At 61.6% G+C, this 14732-nt stretch carries 14 protein-coding genes; 8 read left to right on the top strand and 6 right to left on the bottom strand.

The window, feature by feature from the left end; translation table 11 throughout:
- Positions 1 to 159 precede the first annotated feature (159 nt).
- A complete protein-coding gene (gene rapA, locus HBN63_RS15620) occupies positions 160 to 3003 on the bottom strand; it encodes an RNA polymerase-associated protein RapA (protein WP_170050073.1) in 2844 nt (947 codons plus the stop codon).
- 174 nt (positions 3004 to 3177) lie between these two features.
- On the opposite strand from rapA, the gene HBN63_RS15615 reads away from it, so the two are divergent.
- From HBN63_RS15615 to ccoM, 4 genes are all read left to right on the top strand, one after another.
- On the top strand, positions 3178 to 3477 hold the full coding sequence (locus HBN63_RS15615; RefSeq protein WP_090248302.1) for an aspartate-semialdehyde dehydrogenase: 300 nt from the start codon (positions 3178 to 3180) through the stop codon (positions 3475 to 3477).
- 41 nt (positions 3478 to 3518) lie between these two features.
- Complete coding sequence (locus tag HBN63_RS15610) at positions 3519 to 4121, top strand: alpha-ketoglutarate-dependent dioxygenase AlkB (protein ID WP_170050072.1); 603 nt, start codon at positions 3519 to 3521, stop codon at positions 4119 to 4121.
- A complete protein-coding gene (locus HBN63_RS15605; RefSeq protein ID WP_090248299.1) occupies positions 4118 to 4279 on the top strand; it encodes a hypothetical protein in 162 nt (53 codons plus the stop codon). The genes HBN63_RS15610 and HBN63_RS15605 overlap by 4 nt, the downstream gene beginning before the upstream one ends.
- Before the next feature lie 156 nt (positions 4280 to 4435).
- The gene (gene ccoM / locus HBN63_RS22095) at positions 4436 to 4552 is read left to right on the top strand and encodes a cytochrome c oxidase subunit CcoM (RefSeq protein ID WP_275941110.1); all 117 of its coding nucleotides are present in this window, start codon (positions 4436 to 4438) and stop codon (positions 4550 to 4552) included.
- An 82-nt stretch (positions 4553 to 4634) separates the two neighbouring features.
- Here ccoM and glpD read toward each other — a convergent pair whose 3' ends face one another.
- Positions 4635 to 6176 carry a glycerol-3-phosphate dehydrogenase gene (glpD, locus tag HBN63_RS15600; RefSeq protein ID WP_170050071.1) on the bottom strand — a complete coding sequence of 514 codons (1542 nt, stop codon included), beginning with the start codon at positions 6174 to 6176 and terminating at the stop codon, positions 4635 to 4637.
- Between the two features lie 135 nt (positions 6177 to 6311).
- Entirely contained in the window at positions 6312 to 7070 is a 759-nt protein-coding gene (locus HBN63_RS15595; protein ID WP_170050070.1) for a DeoR family transcriptional regulator, read from the bottom strand.
- Positions 7071 to 7167: 97 nt separating this feature from the next.
- Between HBN63_RS15595 and ybaK the strand changes: the two genes are divergently transcribed.
- The 3 genes from ybaK to HBN63_RS15580 are packed head-to-tail and all read left to right on the top strand — an operon-like array spanning position 7168 to position 9987.
- On the top strand, positions 7168 to 7638 hold the full coding sequence (gene ybaK, locus HBN63_RS15590) for a Cys-tRNA(Pro) deacylase (protein WP_170050069.1): 471 nt from the start codon (positions 7168 to 7170) through the stop codon (positions 7636 to 7638).
- Positions 7639 to 7675: 37 nt separating this feature from the next.
- Complete coding sequence (glpK, locus tag HBN63_RS15585; RefSeq protein ID WP_170050068.1) at positions 7676 to 9163, top strand: glycerol kinase GlpK; 1488 nt, start codon at positions 7676 to 7678, stop codon at positions 9161 to 9163.
- A gap of 47 nt (positions 9164 to 9210) precedes the next feature.
- Entirely contained in the window at positions 9211 to 9987 is a 777-nt protein-coding gene (locus tag HBN63_RS15580; RefSeq protein ID WP_170050067.1) for a transporter substrate-binding domain-containing protein, read from the top strand.
- Between the two features lie 51 nt (positions 9988 to 10038).
- Here HBN63_RS15580 and HBN63_RS15575 read toward each other — a convergent pair whose 3' ends face one another.
- Positions 10039 to 11262, bottom strand: coding sequence for a hypothetical protein (locus HBN63_RS15575; RefSeq protein WP_345940492.1), 1224 nt, complete (start codon positions 11260 to 11262; stop codon positions 10039 to 10041).
- A 348-nt stretch (positions 11263 to 11610) separates the two neighbouring features.
- Between HBN63_RS15575 and HBN63_RS15570 the strand changes: the two genes are divergently transcribed.
- On the top strand, positions 11611 to 12411 hold the full coding sequence (locus HBN63_RS15570) for a PhzF family phenazine biosynthesis protein (RefSeq protein WP_170050065.1): 801 nt from the start codon (positions 11611 to 11613) through the stop codon (positions 12409 to 12411).
- A 259-nt stretch (positions 12412 to 12670) separates the two neighbouring features.
- Here the strand turns inward: HBN63_RS15570 and HBN63_RS15565 are convergent, their stop codons facing one another.
- Both HBN63_RS15565 and argF read right to left on the bottom strand, forming a co-directional pair.
- Positions 12671 to 13777, bottom strand: coding sequence for an ABC transporter ATP-binding protein (locus tag HBN63_RS15565; protein ID WP_170050064.1), 1107 nt, complete (start codon positions 13775 to 13777; stop codon positions 12671 to 12673).
- Positions 13774 to 14694 (bottom strand): ornithine carbamoyltransferase, encoded by a 921-nt coding sequence (gene argF, locus HBN63_RS15560; protein WP_170050063.1) that lies wholly within the window; start codon positions 14692 to 14694, stop codon positions 13774 to 13776. The genes HBN63_RS15565 and argF overlap by 4 nt, the downstream gene beginning before the upstream one ends.
- Positions 14695 to 14732: the final 38 nt, after the last annotated feature.

Genomic DNA, 14732 nt, shown 5'->3' with positions numbered 1-14732 from the left:
TCCGCTGATTCGACTGCTTGGCCTTGGGAAGATTTCTTCCCCATGGCTGTCTCCTGAAAAGATGAGGTGCATAGCCTCATACAAGACCATGCACCTCAAAATTTCAACAGATTAAGCGAACGGCTCGGCATCTGCGGGCCTTTTGTTTTCTCGGCGAAATTAACCGGCAACCAAGACGCGTATGGCTTCCAGACGCAACGCCGCCTTGTCGAGCATGGCTAGACCTTGCTCGCGCAGCTGGCGCAGGGCGTTGAGTTCGCTATCACGCACGCTGGGGTTGACCGCTTGCAGGGCGATCAGGCGCGCCAGCTCTTCATCGGTTTCGGCGGCCAGGCGACGCTTGGCTTCGTCGACGCGTGCTGTGTGGCGTTCGGCGACCTTGCCTTCGCCGGCGTTGATCAGCGGGTTGAGGCTGTCGCGCTGGGCCTGGACGAACTTGTTGGCACTGGCGCGTGGCACGGTTTCCAGCTGCTCGTTGAGCTTCTCGAACGAGACCTTGGCTGCCAGGTCGTTACCGTTGGCATCGAGCAGGCAGCGCAAGGCGATCGGCGGCAGGTAGCGGCCCAGTTGCAGGGTGCGCGGCGCCACCACTTCGCTGACATAGAGCAGTTCCAGCAACACGGTACCGGGTTTCAGCGCCTTGTTCTTGATCAGCGCCACGCCGGTGTTGCCCATCGAGCCGGAGCGCACCAGGTCCATGCCGCCTTGCACCATGGGGTGTTCCCAGGTGAGGAACTGCATGTCTTCGCGGGCCAGGGCCAGGTCGCGGTCATAGGTGATGGTCACGCCTTCGTCGTCGCCTAGGGGGAAGCTGGCATCAAGCATCTTTTCGCTGGGACGCAGGATCAGCGCGTTTTCGGAATGGTCTTCGCTGTCGATACCAAAGGCGTCGAACAACTGCTCCATATAGATCGGCAGCGCGAACTGGTCATCCTGCTCGAGGATCGCCTCAACCAATGCCTCGCCTTCGCCAGCACCGCCGGAGTTGAGTTCCAGCAGGCGGTCGCGGCCAGCGTGCAACTCACCTTCCAGGCGAATGCGCTCAGCTTTGGCGTCATCAACCAGCGCTTGCCATTCACCGTCGTCGCCGCTTTCCAGCAGCGGCAGCAGGCGGCTGCCGAACTGGTGCTGCAGGGCGTTACCGGTCGGGCAGGTGGCGAGGAAGGCGTTCAGTGCCTGGTGATACCACTGGAATAGGCGTTCTTGCGGGCTGTTTTCCAGGTACGGCACATGCAGCTGGATACGGTGCTTCTGACCGATACGGTCGAGGCGGCCGATGCGCTGCTCAAGCAAATCCGGGTGAGCCGGCAGGTCGAACAGCACCAGGTGGTGGGCAAACTGGAAGTTACGACCTTCCGAGCCGATTTCCGAGCAGATCAGCACCTGGGCGCCGAACTCTTCGTCGGCGAAGTAGGCCGCCGCGCGGTCGCGCTCCAGGATGCTCATGCCTTCATGGAACACCGTGGCCGGGATGCCTTTGCGCACACGCAGGGCGTCTTCCAAATCCATGGCGGTTTCGGCGTGGGCGCAGATCACCAGCACCTTGAACTTTCTGAGCATCTTCAGGGTGTCGATCAGCCACTCGACGCGCGGGTCGAATTTCCACCAGCGCTGTTCTTCATCGACATCCGGCTGCGCCTGGTAGCTGACTTCCGGGTACAGGTCGGCATGCTCACCCAGCGGCAGCTCCATATATTCGTCGGGGCTGGCCAGCGGGTAGGGGTGCAGCTCGCGATCCGGGAAACCCTGCACGGCGGCGCGGGTGTTACGGAACAGCAGGCGACCAGTGCCGTGGCGATCCAGCAGCTCGCGCACCAGGCGCGCGGAGGCTTCGCTGTCACCGGAATTCACCGCGGCCAGCAGCTCTTCACCGCCTGCGCCTAGGAAGTCATGAATGGTCTTGTGCGCGGCATCCGACAGACGCCCCTGGTCGAGCAGTTCCTGCACGGCCTCGGCAATCGGCTTGTAGTGCTCACTTTCGGCGCGGAAAGCGGCCAGATCATGGAAACGGTTCGGGTCGAGCAGGCGCAGGCGGGCAAAGTGGCTGTCCTGACCGAGCTGTTCCGGGGTCGCGGTGAGCAGCAGCACGCCCGGGATGACCTGAGCCAGCTGTTCGACCAGGGCGTACTCGGGGCTAGCGTGTTCCGGATGCCAAACCAGGTGGTGCGCTTCGTCGACCACCATCAGGTCCCAGCCAGCGGCAAACAGCGCGTCCTGGGCCTTTTCGTCCTCGCACAGCCATTCCAGCGCGACCAAGGCCAGCTGGCAGTCTTCAAACGGGTTGCTGGCATCGCTTTCGATAAAGCGCTCTTCATCGAACAGCGCAACATCCAGGTTGAAGCGTCGGCGCATTTCCACCAGCCACTGGTGCTGGAGGTTTTCCGGTACCAGGATCAGCACCCGGCTCGCGCGCCCTGAGAGCAGTTGACGGTGGATCACCAGGCCAGCTTCGATGGTTTTGCCCAGGCCCACTTCGTCGGCCAGCAATACGCGCGGGGCGATGCGGTCGGCGACTTCGCGGGCGATGTGCAGCTGGTGCGCAATCGGTTGCGCACGCACGCCGCCCAGGCCCCAGAGGTTGGATTGCAACTGACGGCTGGTGTAATCCAGGGTGTGGTAGCGCAGGGCGAACCAGGGCAGCGGGTCGATCTGCCCGGCGAACAGGCGATCACTGGCCAGACGGAACTGGATAAAGTTCGACAGCTGGGTTTCCGGCAGGGTAACGCTTTCATGCTGCGCGTTGAGGCCGTGATAGACCAGCAGGCCGTCGATGTCGTCGACTTTCTGTACGGTCAGTTTCCAGCCTTCGAAGTGGGTGATCTCATCGCCCGGCGAAAAGCGTACGCGGGTCAACGGCGCATTGCGCAGGGCGTACTGGCGGGTTTCGCCAGTGGCCGGGTAGAGCACGGTAAGCATGCGGCCGTCCTGCATCAGAACGGTTCCCAGCCCCAGCTCCGCTTCGCTGTCACTGATCCAGCGTTGCCCCGGTTCATACTGCGCCATGCTTGTCTCCCGCGTGAAAAAGCCGACTATGTTAACGCAGCGTCGGGCCGTGGCCAAAGGCGCATTGCTACGCATCGGGCACTTTGTGTGATTAGGTTGATCAAAAGTGTAGCGAGGCAAGGCTCAAGTCGCGGCTTGGCTGGCCGACAGTCTGACCAAAGGAGGGCTAAATAGATGCTGCCGCCGATCCCCCACAGTCTGGTTCCGGTTACCGTCCAGCAGGACGTGGTCAAACCGCGCCCGGAAATCCCGCCGGTTACGGCGTCTGCGGAAAGCTCCAAGGAAAGTGGCGTGAGCCTGGATAAACGCCACCCGCAGGAAGCGGAAATGCTGTTGCGCGAAGAACAGCGTCGGCGTCAGCGCCGGCACGGCTATACCCCCGAAGAGCTGGCCGAAGGTGAAGTGGCCGAGGCCGATGAGGCGGTGGTCAGTGAACTGCCACGTCAGGGTTTGTGGGTGGATGTGGAAGTCTGAGCTGGGCACACTAGGCGTTCCGCCTGTTCGAGTTTTGTTCCGTGGATCTATTTGCCGACAGCCCGTTGCAGTTGCCTGATGCTGACTTGCAGTTGCACGCGAGCTGGCTTGATGCAGCCACCGCCGATCATTGGCTGTCAGAGTTGAGTGCGCAGACGCCCTGGCAGCAGCCGCAGGTGCAGATATATGGGCGGCAACTGCCGGTGCCGCGATTGGTGGCTTGGTACGGTGACGACGAGGCCAGTTATCGCTATTCCGGGTTGACCCATCAGCCGTTGCCCTGGACGCCGCTGCTGGCGCAGATTCGTGCGCAGGTGGAGCGGGCAGTGGGGCAACCACTGAATGGCGTGTTGCTCAATTATTACCGTGATGGGCAGGACTCCATGGGCTGGCACAGTGATGATGAGGCCGAGTTGGGTGCCAACCCGCTAATCGTCTCGCTGAATCTGGGTGGCACCCGGCGCTTTGATCTGCGCCGAAAAGGGCAGAGCCGCATCGAACACTCATTGCCGCTGCCGCATGGTTCGCTGCTGGTCATGCGCGGACCAACCCAGCATTATTGGCAGCATCAAGTGGCGAAGACGCGCAGCGCCTGCGCGCCACGCCTGAACCTGACCTTTCGTTTGATCAAGCCGAGACCATGAGCAAAGACGACAAGCTAATTGATTTCGCCGCCGAGCGCGACAAGCGCATCCATGACCTGCGCGACAAGAAACTCAATGAAATGCGCGATGCCTTCGAACAGGCCCTGCCGCTGCCCAAAGGCAAGAAAAAGCCCAAGGGCAAACCGAAAAAGCCTTGAGGCGGCTCCTTCACAGGCTGATTTGTTGATCTGGATCAGCTAATCAAAGCCTCATCTGGCCCGCGCCCGCCGCTTGTTGATCTGGATCAATGGCGCCCCTGCAGCCCCTGTTAACTTGAAGCCATACCCACACAGGCTTCACAGCAGGAGGCAACCATGTTTATCGATGTCGTAGTTCTCGCCGGTATCGGCACCGTCGGTCTGATGGTCGCCTTCTTCGCCGGTGTCGGTTATTTCATCTGGCAGGATTCGCACAAGCGCAAGCAGGGCTGATTCTGCTGTCAGGGGCACGCAAGGCAATTTGGGCGACTTCGGTCGCCCTTTTTTATGGCCTCAGACTTATCGGCGCATGTGCTCAGGCGGCGTGCGCATCTTCCGGGCTGCGCGGTGATTCGATGCGCAGGTAGCTGTCGAGTTTGGCTTGCTGCGCCGGGGTGGTGAACAGGCCGAGTTTGCTGCGGCGCCAGAGAATATCGTCTGCCTGCATGGCCCATTCTTCCTGGCACAGGTAGTCGACTTCGCGGGTGTACAGGCCTCCGCCCAGGTGTTCGCCCAGGTCGCTGAGGTTGCTCACGCCTTTGAGCATCAACCAGCTGCGGCTGCCGTAGCTGCTGGCCCAGCGCCGCGCCAGTGAGGTGGGCAGCCAGCCAAAGCGGTCGCACAGGGCTTCAATCAGCGCGCTCTGACTGTCCATTTGTTCGGCGCCGGGCAGCAGGCTGCTGGCGGTCCAACTTGGACCCATCTTGGGGAAGAAGGGCGCCAGTTGCGCCAGCGCCGATTCGGCAAGCTTGCGGTAAGTGGTGAGCTTGCCGCCAAACACCGAGAGCAACGGCGCTTCGCCGGGATGAGCGGAAAGCGACAGAGTGTAGTCGCGGGTGACCGCCGATGGGTCGTCCGATTCGTCATCACACAGCGGTCGCACACCGGCATAGGTGTGCAGGATGTCGCTGCGCTGCAGTTGCTTCTTGAAGTGAGCGTTGACCACATTCAGCAGGTAGTCGGTTTCTTCCTCGCTGATCGCCACTTTGGCTGGGTCGCTCTGGTATTCGCGGTCTGTGGTGCCGATCAGGGTGAAACGCTCCTGATAGGGGATGGCAAAGACTATGCGGCGGTCCTCGTTTTGCAGGATGTAGGCCTGCTCGCCTTCGAACAGCTGCGGCACCACGATATGGCTGCCCTGAATCAGGCGAATGCCGTATGGCGACTCCTGTTTCAGGTCCTCGCGGATAAACCGCGCGACCCAAGGGCCGGCAGCATTGACCAGAGCGCGGGCGCGGATTGAAAACAGGCTGCCGTCGCTGCGTTCCAAATGGATATGCCACAGGCCCTTGCTGCGCCGCGCACTGACGCAACGGGTGCGGCTGTGCACGTGGGCGCCTTGCTCGCGGGCGGCCATGGCGTTGAGTACCACCAGGCGGGCGTCATCAACCCAGCAATCGGAATACTCGAAACCGCGGCTGATCTCGCTTTTCAACGGGCTGCCGGCGCCAAAACGCAGGCTACGCGAGCCTGCCAGTTGCTCGCGCTTGCCCAGATGATCATAGAGAAACAGCCCGGCACGGATCATCCAGGCCGGGCGCAGGTGCGGGCGGTGGGGGAGGATAAAACGCATAGGTTTGACGATATGTGGGGCTTTGCTCAGCAGCACTTCGCGCTCGGCCAGTGCCTCACGCACCAGGCGGAACTCGGAGTGCTCCAGGTAACGCAGGCCACCATGGATCAGCTTGCTGCTGGCCGATGAGGTGTGTTGCGCCAGGTCGTCCTTTTCACAAAGGAACACGGACAGTCCGCGCCCGGCTGCATCGGCGGCGATCCCGACACCATTGATGCCGCCGCCAATCACGGCAAGGTCATAGACTTCAGCGAGTGGAGTGTTGCTGGCGGGACGAGTAGGCATGGCGGCACCGAAAGTCAGTATTGAACTTTTAATGTTCACTTTCGAAAACATGCTAGTCGAATAATCACGGCTTCGCCACCCCGGAATGCGCTTTCGCGCCCAGTGGTCGTCGATTTTTAAGCTAAGAGTGTTGGCTTACACCAGGTCGAGGTGCACCTTGTGCTCGGTAAGCAGGCGGTTGATTGCCGCGGAAGGCGTTGCATCGGTGAACACTCTGTCGACCAGGGCAACCGAGCCCAGGCGCACCACCGCGTTGCGGCCGAACTTGCTGGAGTCGACGGCCAGAAATACCTGGCGCGCATTGCTGATGATCGCCTGGGAGACCCGCACTTCCTGGTAGTCGAAGTCGAGCAGGCTGCCGTCTTCATCGATGCCGCTGATGCCGACCAGGGCGAAGTCGACCTTGAACTGCTGGATAAAATCCACTGCCGCCTGGCCGACGATGCCGCCATCGCTGCGCACCGTGCCGCCGGCCAGCAGCACTTCGAAGTCGGCCTTGGCGCTGAGCTGGGCGGCCACGTGCAGGTTGTTGGTGATGATCTTCAGGCCCTTGTGGCCGAGCAGTTCACGGGCGATGGCCTCGGTGGTGGTACCGATGTTGATAAACAGCGAGGCGTGGTTGGGGATCTGCGCGGCAATGGCGGCGGCGATGCGTTGTTTTTCATCGCGCATCTGCCCAGCGCGCATGCTGTAGGCGGTGTTCTGCGTGCTGGAGCTTTCACTCGCTGCACCGCCGTGGGTGCGGCGCAGCAGGCCCTGTTCGGCGAGCTGGTTGATGTCGCGGCGAATGGTTTGCGGAGTCACGGCAAACGCCTGGGCCAACTCGTCGATGCTGACATAGCCGCGTTCGCGGGCAAGTTCGAGAATGTCGTGTTGGCGAGGCGGCAGGGTCATGGTGAGTCCTTTAAAGTGCGCGACATTATAGGCTGTCGTCGCAGCCAAATTGAGGCTAAGGTACGCCAACTTTGTCAGATTGTTTTCACATTCGAACATGACTCCTGCCATTGATCTGCTGAAAAAAGCCAAAGCTGTGCACCAGGTGCACAGTTATCACCACGATCCCAAGGCAGCTTCCTATGGTCTGGAAGCTGCGGAAAAGCTCAATCTTGAGCCTGCTCAGGTGTTCAAGACCCTGCTGGCTGCCAGTGAGAAGGGCGAGCTGCTGGTGGCGGTGGTGCCGGTGGCCGGTACGTTGGATTTGAAAGCCCTGGCGCATGCCGCCGGAGTGAAGAAAGCCGATATGGCTGACCCTAATGCAGCGCAACGGGCCACCGGCTATCTGCTAGGCGGCATTAGCCCGCTCGGGCAGAAGAAACGGTTACGCACTTTTGTCGATGAATCGGCGCAGCAGTTTCCCAGCATCTATGTCAGCGCCGGACGGCGCGGGCTGGAAGTGCAGCTGGACGCCGCAGTGCTGGCGCAGCTGACGCAGGCGTTGTTTGCACCTATTGGTCGCGGCTAGCAGCCGCTCTACAACTTATAAAAACAAGGAAATCTGCATGTCTCATTACCTGCTTGCCATCGACCAGGGCACCACCAGCAGTCGGGCGATTGTCTTCAGCGCCCAGGGCTTGCCCGTGGCGCGCGCGCAGCAGGAGTTCAAGCAGTATTTCCCCCAGGACGGCTGGGTCGAGCATGACGGCGAAGAACTGTGGCTGAGTACCCTCAAGGTCTGCCGCGAGGCGCTCAAGCAGAGCGGTCTGAGTGCCAGTGATGTGGCGGCTATCGGCATCACCAATCAGCGTGAAACCACCCTGGTGTGGGATGCGCAGACCGGTACGCCGATCCACCCGGCGATTGTCTGGCAGGATCGCCGCACCGCCGATTACTGCGCTGAGCTGAAAGCCGCCGGGCATGAGGCGGCGGTGTCAGCCAAGACTGGGCTGTTGATCGACCCGTATTTCTCCGCAACCAAATTGCGCTGGATTCTGGAAAAGGTGCCCGGCGCCCGTGAGCGTGCCGAGCGCGGTGAGCTGCGTTTTGGCACCGTGGACTCGTTCCTGTTGTGGCGCCTGACCGGCGGCAAGTCGCACAAAACCGATGCCAGCAACGCCTCGCGCACCCTGCTTTTCAATATCCACACCCAGCAGTGGGATGACGAGCTGCTCAAGCTGTTCGAAATTCCCGCCAGCCTGCTGCCGGAGGTGCTCGACTGCGCCGCTGATTTTGGCATTACCGACGCCAATCTGCTCGGCGCGGCGATTCCGGTGCTGGGCATGGCCGGTGATCAGCAGGCGGCCCTGATCGGCCAGGCCTGCTTTGCCCCTGGCATGGTGAAAAGCACCTACGGCACCGGCTGCTTTATGATCCAGAACACCGGCAGTACGCCGGTTACCTCGAAAAACCGCCTGCTCACCACTGTGGGCTATCGCCTTAACGGCAATGTCACCTATGCGGTTGAGGGCAGCATCTTTGTCGCTGGCGCCGCTGTGCAGTGGTTGCGCGATGGCATCAAGCTGATCAGCCATGCCCGTGATTCTGAGGCCATGGCTGAGCAGACCGGTGACGCCTGCGGCGTGTACCTGGTGCCGGCGTTTACCGGCCTTGGCGCGCCGTACTGGGACCCGAAAGCCCGTGGCGCGATCTTCGGCCTGACCCGCGATACCGGGATCAAGGAAATCGTTACTGCCGGCCTGCAGTCGGTGTGTTATCAGACCCGTGATCTGCTCGAAGCCATGCGCCAGGACGGCGCTGCCGAGCCCAGCGCGTTGCGGGTTGATGGCGGCATGGTGGAAAACAACTGGGTTATGCAGTTTCTCGCCGACATTCTCGGGGTGCCGGTGGAGCGCCCGGAGGTCACGGAAACCACGGCCCTCGGCGTGGCTTATCTGGCGGGTCTGCAAGCCGGACTTTATAAAGACCTGGAGAGCATTGCCCGGCATTGGCACCGGCAGCAGCGGTTTGATCCGCGCATGGCGGACAGTCATCGCAGCAAGCTGTATGACGGTTGGCTGGATGCGGTGAAAAGGGTACGCAGCGAAGGCTGACGGTGGTAAAACTGCGCCTAGCCCTATCCCTGATTGTGGAAGCCTGAATGCCGCAGCGTCGTCCGTTTGTTGTGGGTGCTGTGCTCTGTGTGTTGCTCGCGTGCACTGGCGCGGCGCGGGCAGAGACCTTGGTGATCGCCGGGGATATTTGGTGCCCGGTTAATTGCCAGCCAGGGTCCGAGCGGCCGGGCATCTTTGTTGAGCTGGCGCGGGAGATCTTTGCCGAAGCCGGTATTGAGGTGCAGTACCAGGCATTGAACTGGGCGCGCACTTTGCAACAGGTTCGCCGTGGGCAGTTGAACGCGGCAATCGGTGCGGGCGTTGAGGATGCTCCGGATTTTCTCTATGGCGCCACGGCCGTGGCATCGTCACGCAATTGCTTCTTTACCCTGCCGAATGCCACCTGGCGTTTTACCGGTACGCCTTCGCTCGCAGAGCAGCGCCTTGGGGTGATTAACGATTACAGCTACGGCGATGAGTTGAACGCCTATATCGGGCTGCATCGCAGCGACAGCGAGCGAATTCAGGTAGCAGCAGGCGATCAGGCGCTGGCGTTGAATATCCGCAAGCTGATGCATGGGCGCGTCGATGTAGTGGTGGAAAATGCCTGGGTCATGCAGGCCATGCTGGCCAGTCAGGGGCAAGTGGGGGCGTTGCGTGAGGCCGGCTGTCGCGCCCCGGATGTCCCGATCTATCTGGCGTTCTCTCCGGCGCTGGAATCAAGTCCGCGTTATGTCGCGCTGTTCGAGCAGGGGTTGCAGCGTTATCGTGCCAATGGTCGTTTGCTGCAGCTGCTCCAGGCGTATGGGGTGGAAAGGCCCTGAAAGACCGGCTGACAGGTTCAGGCAAGGGCCCCGTTGCCGGGGCCGCGAGCATCAGTAGCTGTATTGCACTTGCAGCCAGGCTTTGTCGGTATCCACGGCAAAATCGTCGGCATCGTAGCTGGCGTATTTGACCAGCCCAACCAGGCCTTTCACGCCCGGAATCGGGTGGGCGTAGGACAGGTTGATCTCCTCGCCATACTGGCTGCTGCCTTCTTCAGCGCGAAAGTCGTGATACCAGGCCTGCAGGCTACCGCCGAACAGCGGCGCGGTGACGCCGGCGTAGGCATCCTTGACGCCGCCAGCGGGCGTCATCAGGAAGATATCGGCCCAGCCCTGAAAGGCGTGCTTGGTCGCCAGCGGAGTTTGGAAGGCTCGGTTGCCCGGGCCCTCGTCACCACCCAGCACTTCATAACCGGCCTTCAGTGCCACGCCCTTGAGGCTGTAACCGAGTTCGGCCAGGTAGTAGTCGCTATCCAGATCCAGCGGGTTGTCGGCGTATTCGCTCTGCTGCGCATATTCCAGCACGTAGCTGACGCCTTGGATGGCGCCGTTGAGGCGCAGGCCGGTGGTCTTGCTCGACTGACTGCCGGCCGTCAGGTTGTCGAGGCCCAGGCGGTATTGGTAGGCGGTGGCGGTCAGCTCCGGCATCAGGATGTACTGAGCGTTGAGCAGGTGGCTGTGGCCTTCGATATTGGCCGGATTGGCCGCAGTGTCGTACTGACCGTTGCCGGGGCCGAAGATGCTGTTGATGTTGTCGATATAGGCGTAGGTCAGCGTCAGCCCGGCCAGCGGTTTGAGCTGGGCCAGGGCTCCGTCGTAGGTCTGCTCGTTCTGCCGCCAGGCCACGCCGCCAACGAAGCGCTGGTTGTCCAGGTTGATCCGTTGGCGCCCTAGCACGGCAGCGCCGTACTTGTGGTCGTAACGCAGCAGCGCTTGGTTGACTTCGCTGCCATCCGGGTCGGCGACCACTGAGTACTCGCTTTGGCCGTTGCGGGTTTCGTTGTAGCTGGCATCGCCGATGCGGCTGACGTTGTCGGCCTCGATCAGCGTCGACAGGCCGTACCACTTGCCGCTTTGCACGCCGACGCGGGTGCGCAGGGTTTGTGCGTTGGCGTGCTTGAGGGCGTTGTCCTGGTCGACATGCTCATAGCGGTAGCGCGCGTCGAGAATCGGCTTGGCCTCACTGAACAGATTGCTGAAGGATTCTTCGGCAAAGGCGGCGTGGCTGAGGGTGGTGCCGGCAATGGCCAGCGACAGCAGGGACAGTTTCATCATGCGCATAGCGGTCTTCCTGTAAGCCAAAAAACGCAAAAAAAAACGCCACAGCGCCCATGTCTCGAAAGGAGAGGGGTGCTATGACGTCGTTGTCGGTTGAGTGGCAGACACGCCGTTGTGCTGACCGGGGTGGGTCATAGCAGGCGGCGTGCCAGGATTTATAAGCTGCTGATTTGTGACGAATTAGTGAATTTTTAAGAACCTTTGGCGATTAACCTGTGCACCGTCGCTGCCCGGCGCGCATTCAGACAGTGCAGCTGTACCGGCGCAATCGTCGGCCGCTGTAGTAGGTGCCCGTTGCCGTGCTGCGGCATGCTCTACGCCATCACAGATAAGGAGCGTCGCCCCATGCAGCTTGAATTTCACCAGGTCGATGCCTTTGCCACGCGGCCGTTTACCGGTAACCCGGCGATGGTTTATCGCCTGGACAGCTGGCTTGAAGATGGCCTGATGCAGCAGATTGCCGCCGAGCACAACCTGGCGGAAACCGCCTTTGTAGTGAAGGAAGGTGCGGCCTGGCATATCCGCTGGTTTACCCCTGCAGCGGAAGTACCGCTGTGTGGGCATGCCACCTTGGCCAGTGCCCATGTGCTGTTCGAGGTCTACGGTGAGCCGGGTGAGATGCTTGATTTCACCTGCTTGTCCGGCGCACTGAGTGTCAGTCGCGCAGGCAACAAGCTGGTGCTGGATTTCCCCGTGCGCCGGGCACAGCCCTGTGAGCTGCGCGCAGAGGTTGGTCAGGCGCTGGGCGTGCCGGTAGAGAGCGTGCTGGCGCTGCACGAAGGGCAGGGCATTCAGGAACTGCTGGCTATTCTGCCGAGCGAGGCGGCGGTGCGCGCTTGCCAGCCGGACCTAGTAGCAGTGGCCAAGTTGCCGGGGTTGGGCTTGCTGATCAGTGCCGCTGGCGAACGGCATGATTTTGTCTCGCGCTACTTCGCCCCGGCCATCGGCATCAATGAAGACCCGGTCACCGGCTCGACCCACTGCATCCTCACACCCTACTGGGCGCAGCGCTTGGACAAGCCTCAGCTGAATGCCTTCCAGTGTTCGGCGCGCGGCGGCGAGTTGCACTGCGAGCTGGCGGGTGAGCGGGTAAAGATTGCTGGCCAGGCGTTGTTGATCGCCAGTGGCCGGCTATTTTTGCCGTAGCCGCTTAAAACCTGTTCACGATCTAGAGAGCTAGAGCCATGCAAGGCGAAAACAGGCGAGAAACGCAGCGCAGCGTAGTAACAGCCAACGGCTGGCCCGCAGGGTGAGCGCAGCGAATCAAGCTGAGTGTGCTTTTGTACATGAGCATTACTCGTTTCACTCGCCCTTCGGGCCGCGCTAAAGCGCGTTAGCCACAAGTAGCTTGCCGAGCCTGTTTTTAACGCAGCAGGGCCGACGCGCAGCAGATTGTGAACAGGTTTTAGCTGTCGCTGCTGTAGCGGCGTACCCCCGACTCTCCCAGATTGACCTGGGCGGCGATGCTGCCAGGTGCGGGGAATACCACCAGATGGTCGGCGGCGACGCGAATGCCGACCTGCTGGCCGGGCTGATGGTCGGCGTGGCTGGGGAAGATTGATTCCAGTTGGCTGCCGGTGGGCAGTTGCAGGCGGTAGAGGGTGGCGGCGCCGAGGAAGGTCTTGCCGACGATCAGGGCTTTTTGTGTGCTGTCCGGGTCATAGACGATATCGTCCGGGCGCAGCAGCACGTCCACCGCACTGCCGGTCGGCCAGGTGTAAGCGCGGTTGCCGCGAATCAGGCCCAGTTCGGTCTGCACTGCGTCCGGGCTGAGCAGCTGGCCGCGAATAAAGTAGCCCTGGCCAATAAAGCTCGCGACAAACGGCGTCAGCGGCTCGTGGTAAAGGTTGAACGGGGTGTCCCACTGCTCCAGCTTGCCTTCCTTGAACACGCCGACGTGATCGCTGACGGCGAAGGCTTCTTCCTGATCATGGGTCACCAGAATCGCGCTGGTGCCACGGGCCTTGAGAATGTCGCGCACCTCATGGCTTAAACGCCGGCGCAGCTCGCCATCCAGGTTGGAGAAGGGCTCATCGAGCAGCAGCAATTGCGGTTCCGGGGCCAGAGCGCGGGCCAGAGCCACGCGCTGCTGTTGGCCGCCGGACAGCTCATGCGGGTAGCGCTTGCCGAGATGACCGAGCTTGACCAGCTCCATCAGCTCCTGGGTAACCCGCTCGCAGTTGGGCTGCTTGCGGATACCGAAGCCGATGTTTTCGGCCACGCTAAGGTGCGGGAACAGCGCGTAATCCTGGAACACCATGCCGATCCGACGTTTCTCCGGGGCCAGGGTAAAGCCGGCCTTGGAGATAACCTGATCGGCCAGCTGAATCTCGCCTTCCAGCACCGGTTCGAAACCGGCAATCGCGCGCAATGTGGTGGTCTTGCCGCAGCCGGAGGGGCCGAGCAGGCAGCCGATATCGCCGGCATTCAGGTGCAGGTTGAGCTGCTGCACCACCTTGTGTCCGGGGTAGCCGCAGCTCAGTTCGCGCAGGTTCAGCAGAGGTTGGCTCATGCGTGGTGGTACGCCGGCTCAACCAGAAATTCGAGCAGCGCTTTCTGTACATGCAGGCGGTTTTCCGCTTGATCCCAGGCGGCCGTGCGTGGGTCGTCGAGCAGGTCCTCGCTGATTTCCTCACCGCGGTGAGCCGGCAGGCAGTGCAGGAACAGCACGTCGTCTGCGGCGGCATCGAGCAGCGCGCGGTTGACCTGGTAGGGCTGGAACAGCTTCAAGCGTTCGGCGGCTTCGTCTTCTTGGCCCATGGAGGCCCACACGTCGGTGCTTACCAGGTGCGCGCCAGCAACGGCGGCGCGTGGGTCACGCAGAATCTGCACACGCTCGCCGGCCGCAACGAGGAATTTGGCGTTCGGCTCATAACCCTCTGGGCAGGCCACGCGCAGCTGGAAGTCGAACTGGATGGCCGCTTCTATATAAGAGTTGCACATATTATTGCCGTCGCCGATCCAGGCCACGGTTTTACCTTTGATGCTGCCGCGGTGCTCCTGATAGGTCTGCATATCGGCCAGCAGCTGGCAGGGGTGCAGATCATCCGACAGGCCGTTGATCACCGCCACCCGCGAGTTGGCGGCGAACTCGGTGAGGGTGCTGTGGGCGAAGGTGCGGATCATCACCGCATCGAGCATGCGCGACATGACGATGGCGGCATCGCCAATCGGCTCGCCACGGCCCAGCTGGGTGTCACGTGGCGAGAGAAAGATGGCCTGGCCGCCGAGCTGGATCATGCCGGCTTCAAAGGACAGGCGGGTGCGGGTTGAGGCCTTTTCGAAGATCATGCCCAGCACGCGGTTTTTCAGCGGCTCGAACAGCACGCCGCGGTTACGCAAGTCCTTCAGCTCCATGCCGCGGCGGATCAGGCTCACCAGTTCATCCGGTGTGCAATCCATCAGCGAGAGAAAGTGTCTTGCGCTCATCGTTAACTACCTTTTGACAGCTGGGCGCAGGTTCAATG

It is taken from the genome of Pseudomonas sp. WS 5011 (assembly GCF_012985775.1).
In the GTDB taxonomy this organism is placed as follows: domain Bacteria; phylum Pseudomonadota; class Gammaproteobacteria; order Pseudomonadales; family Pseudomonadaceae; genus Aquipseudomonas; species Aquipseudomonas peli.
This window is presented reverse-complemented; position numbering and strand designations above follow the sequence as displayed.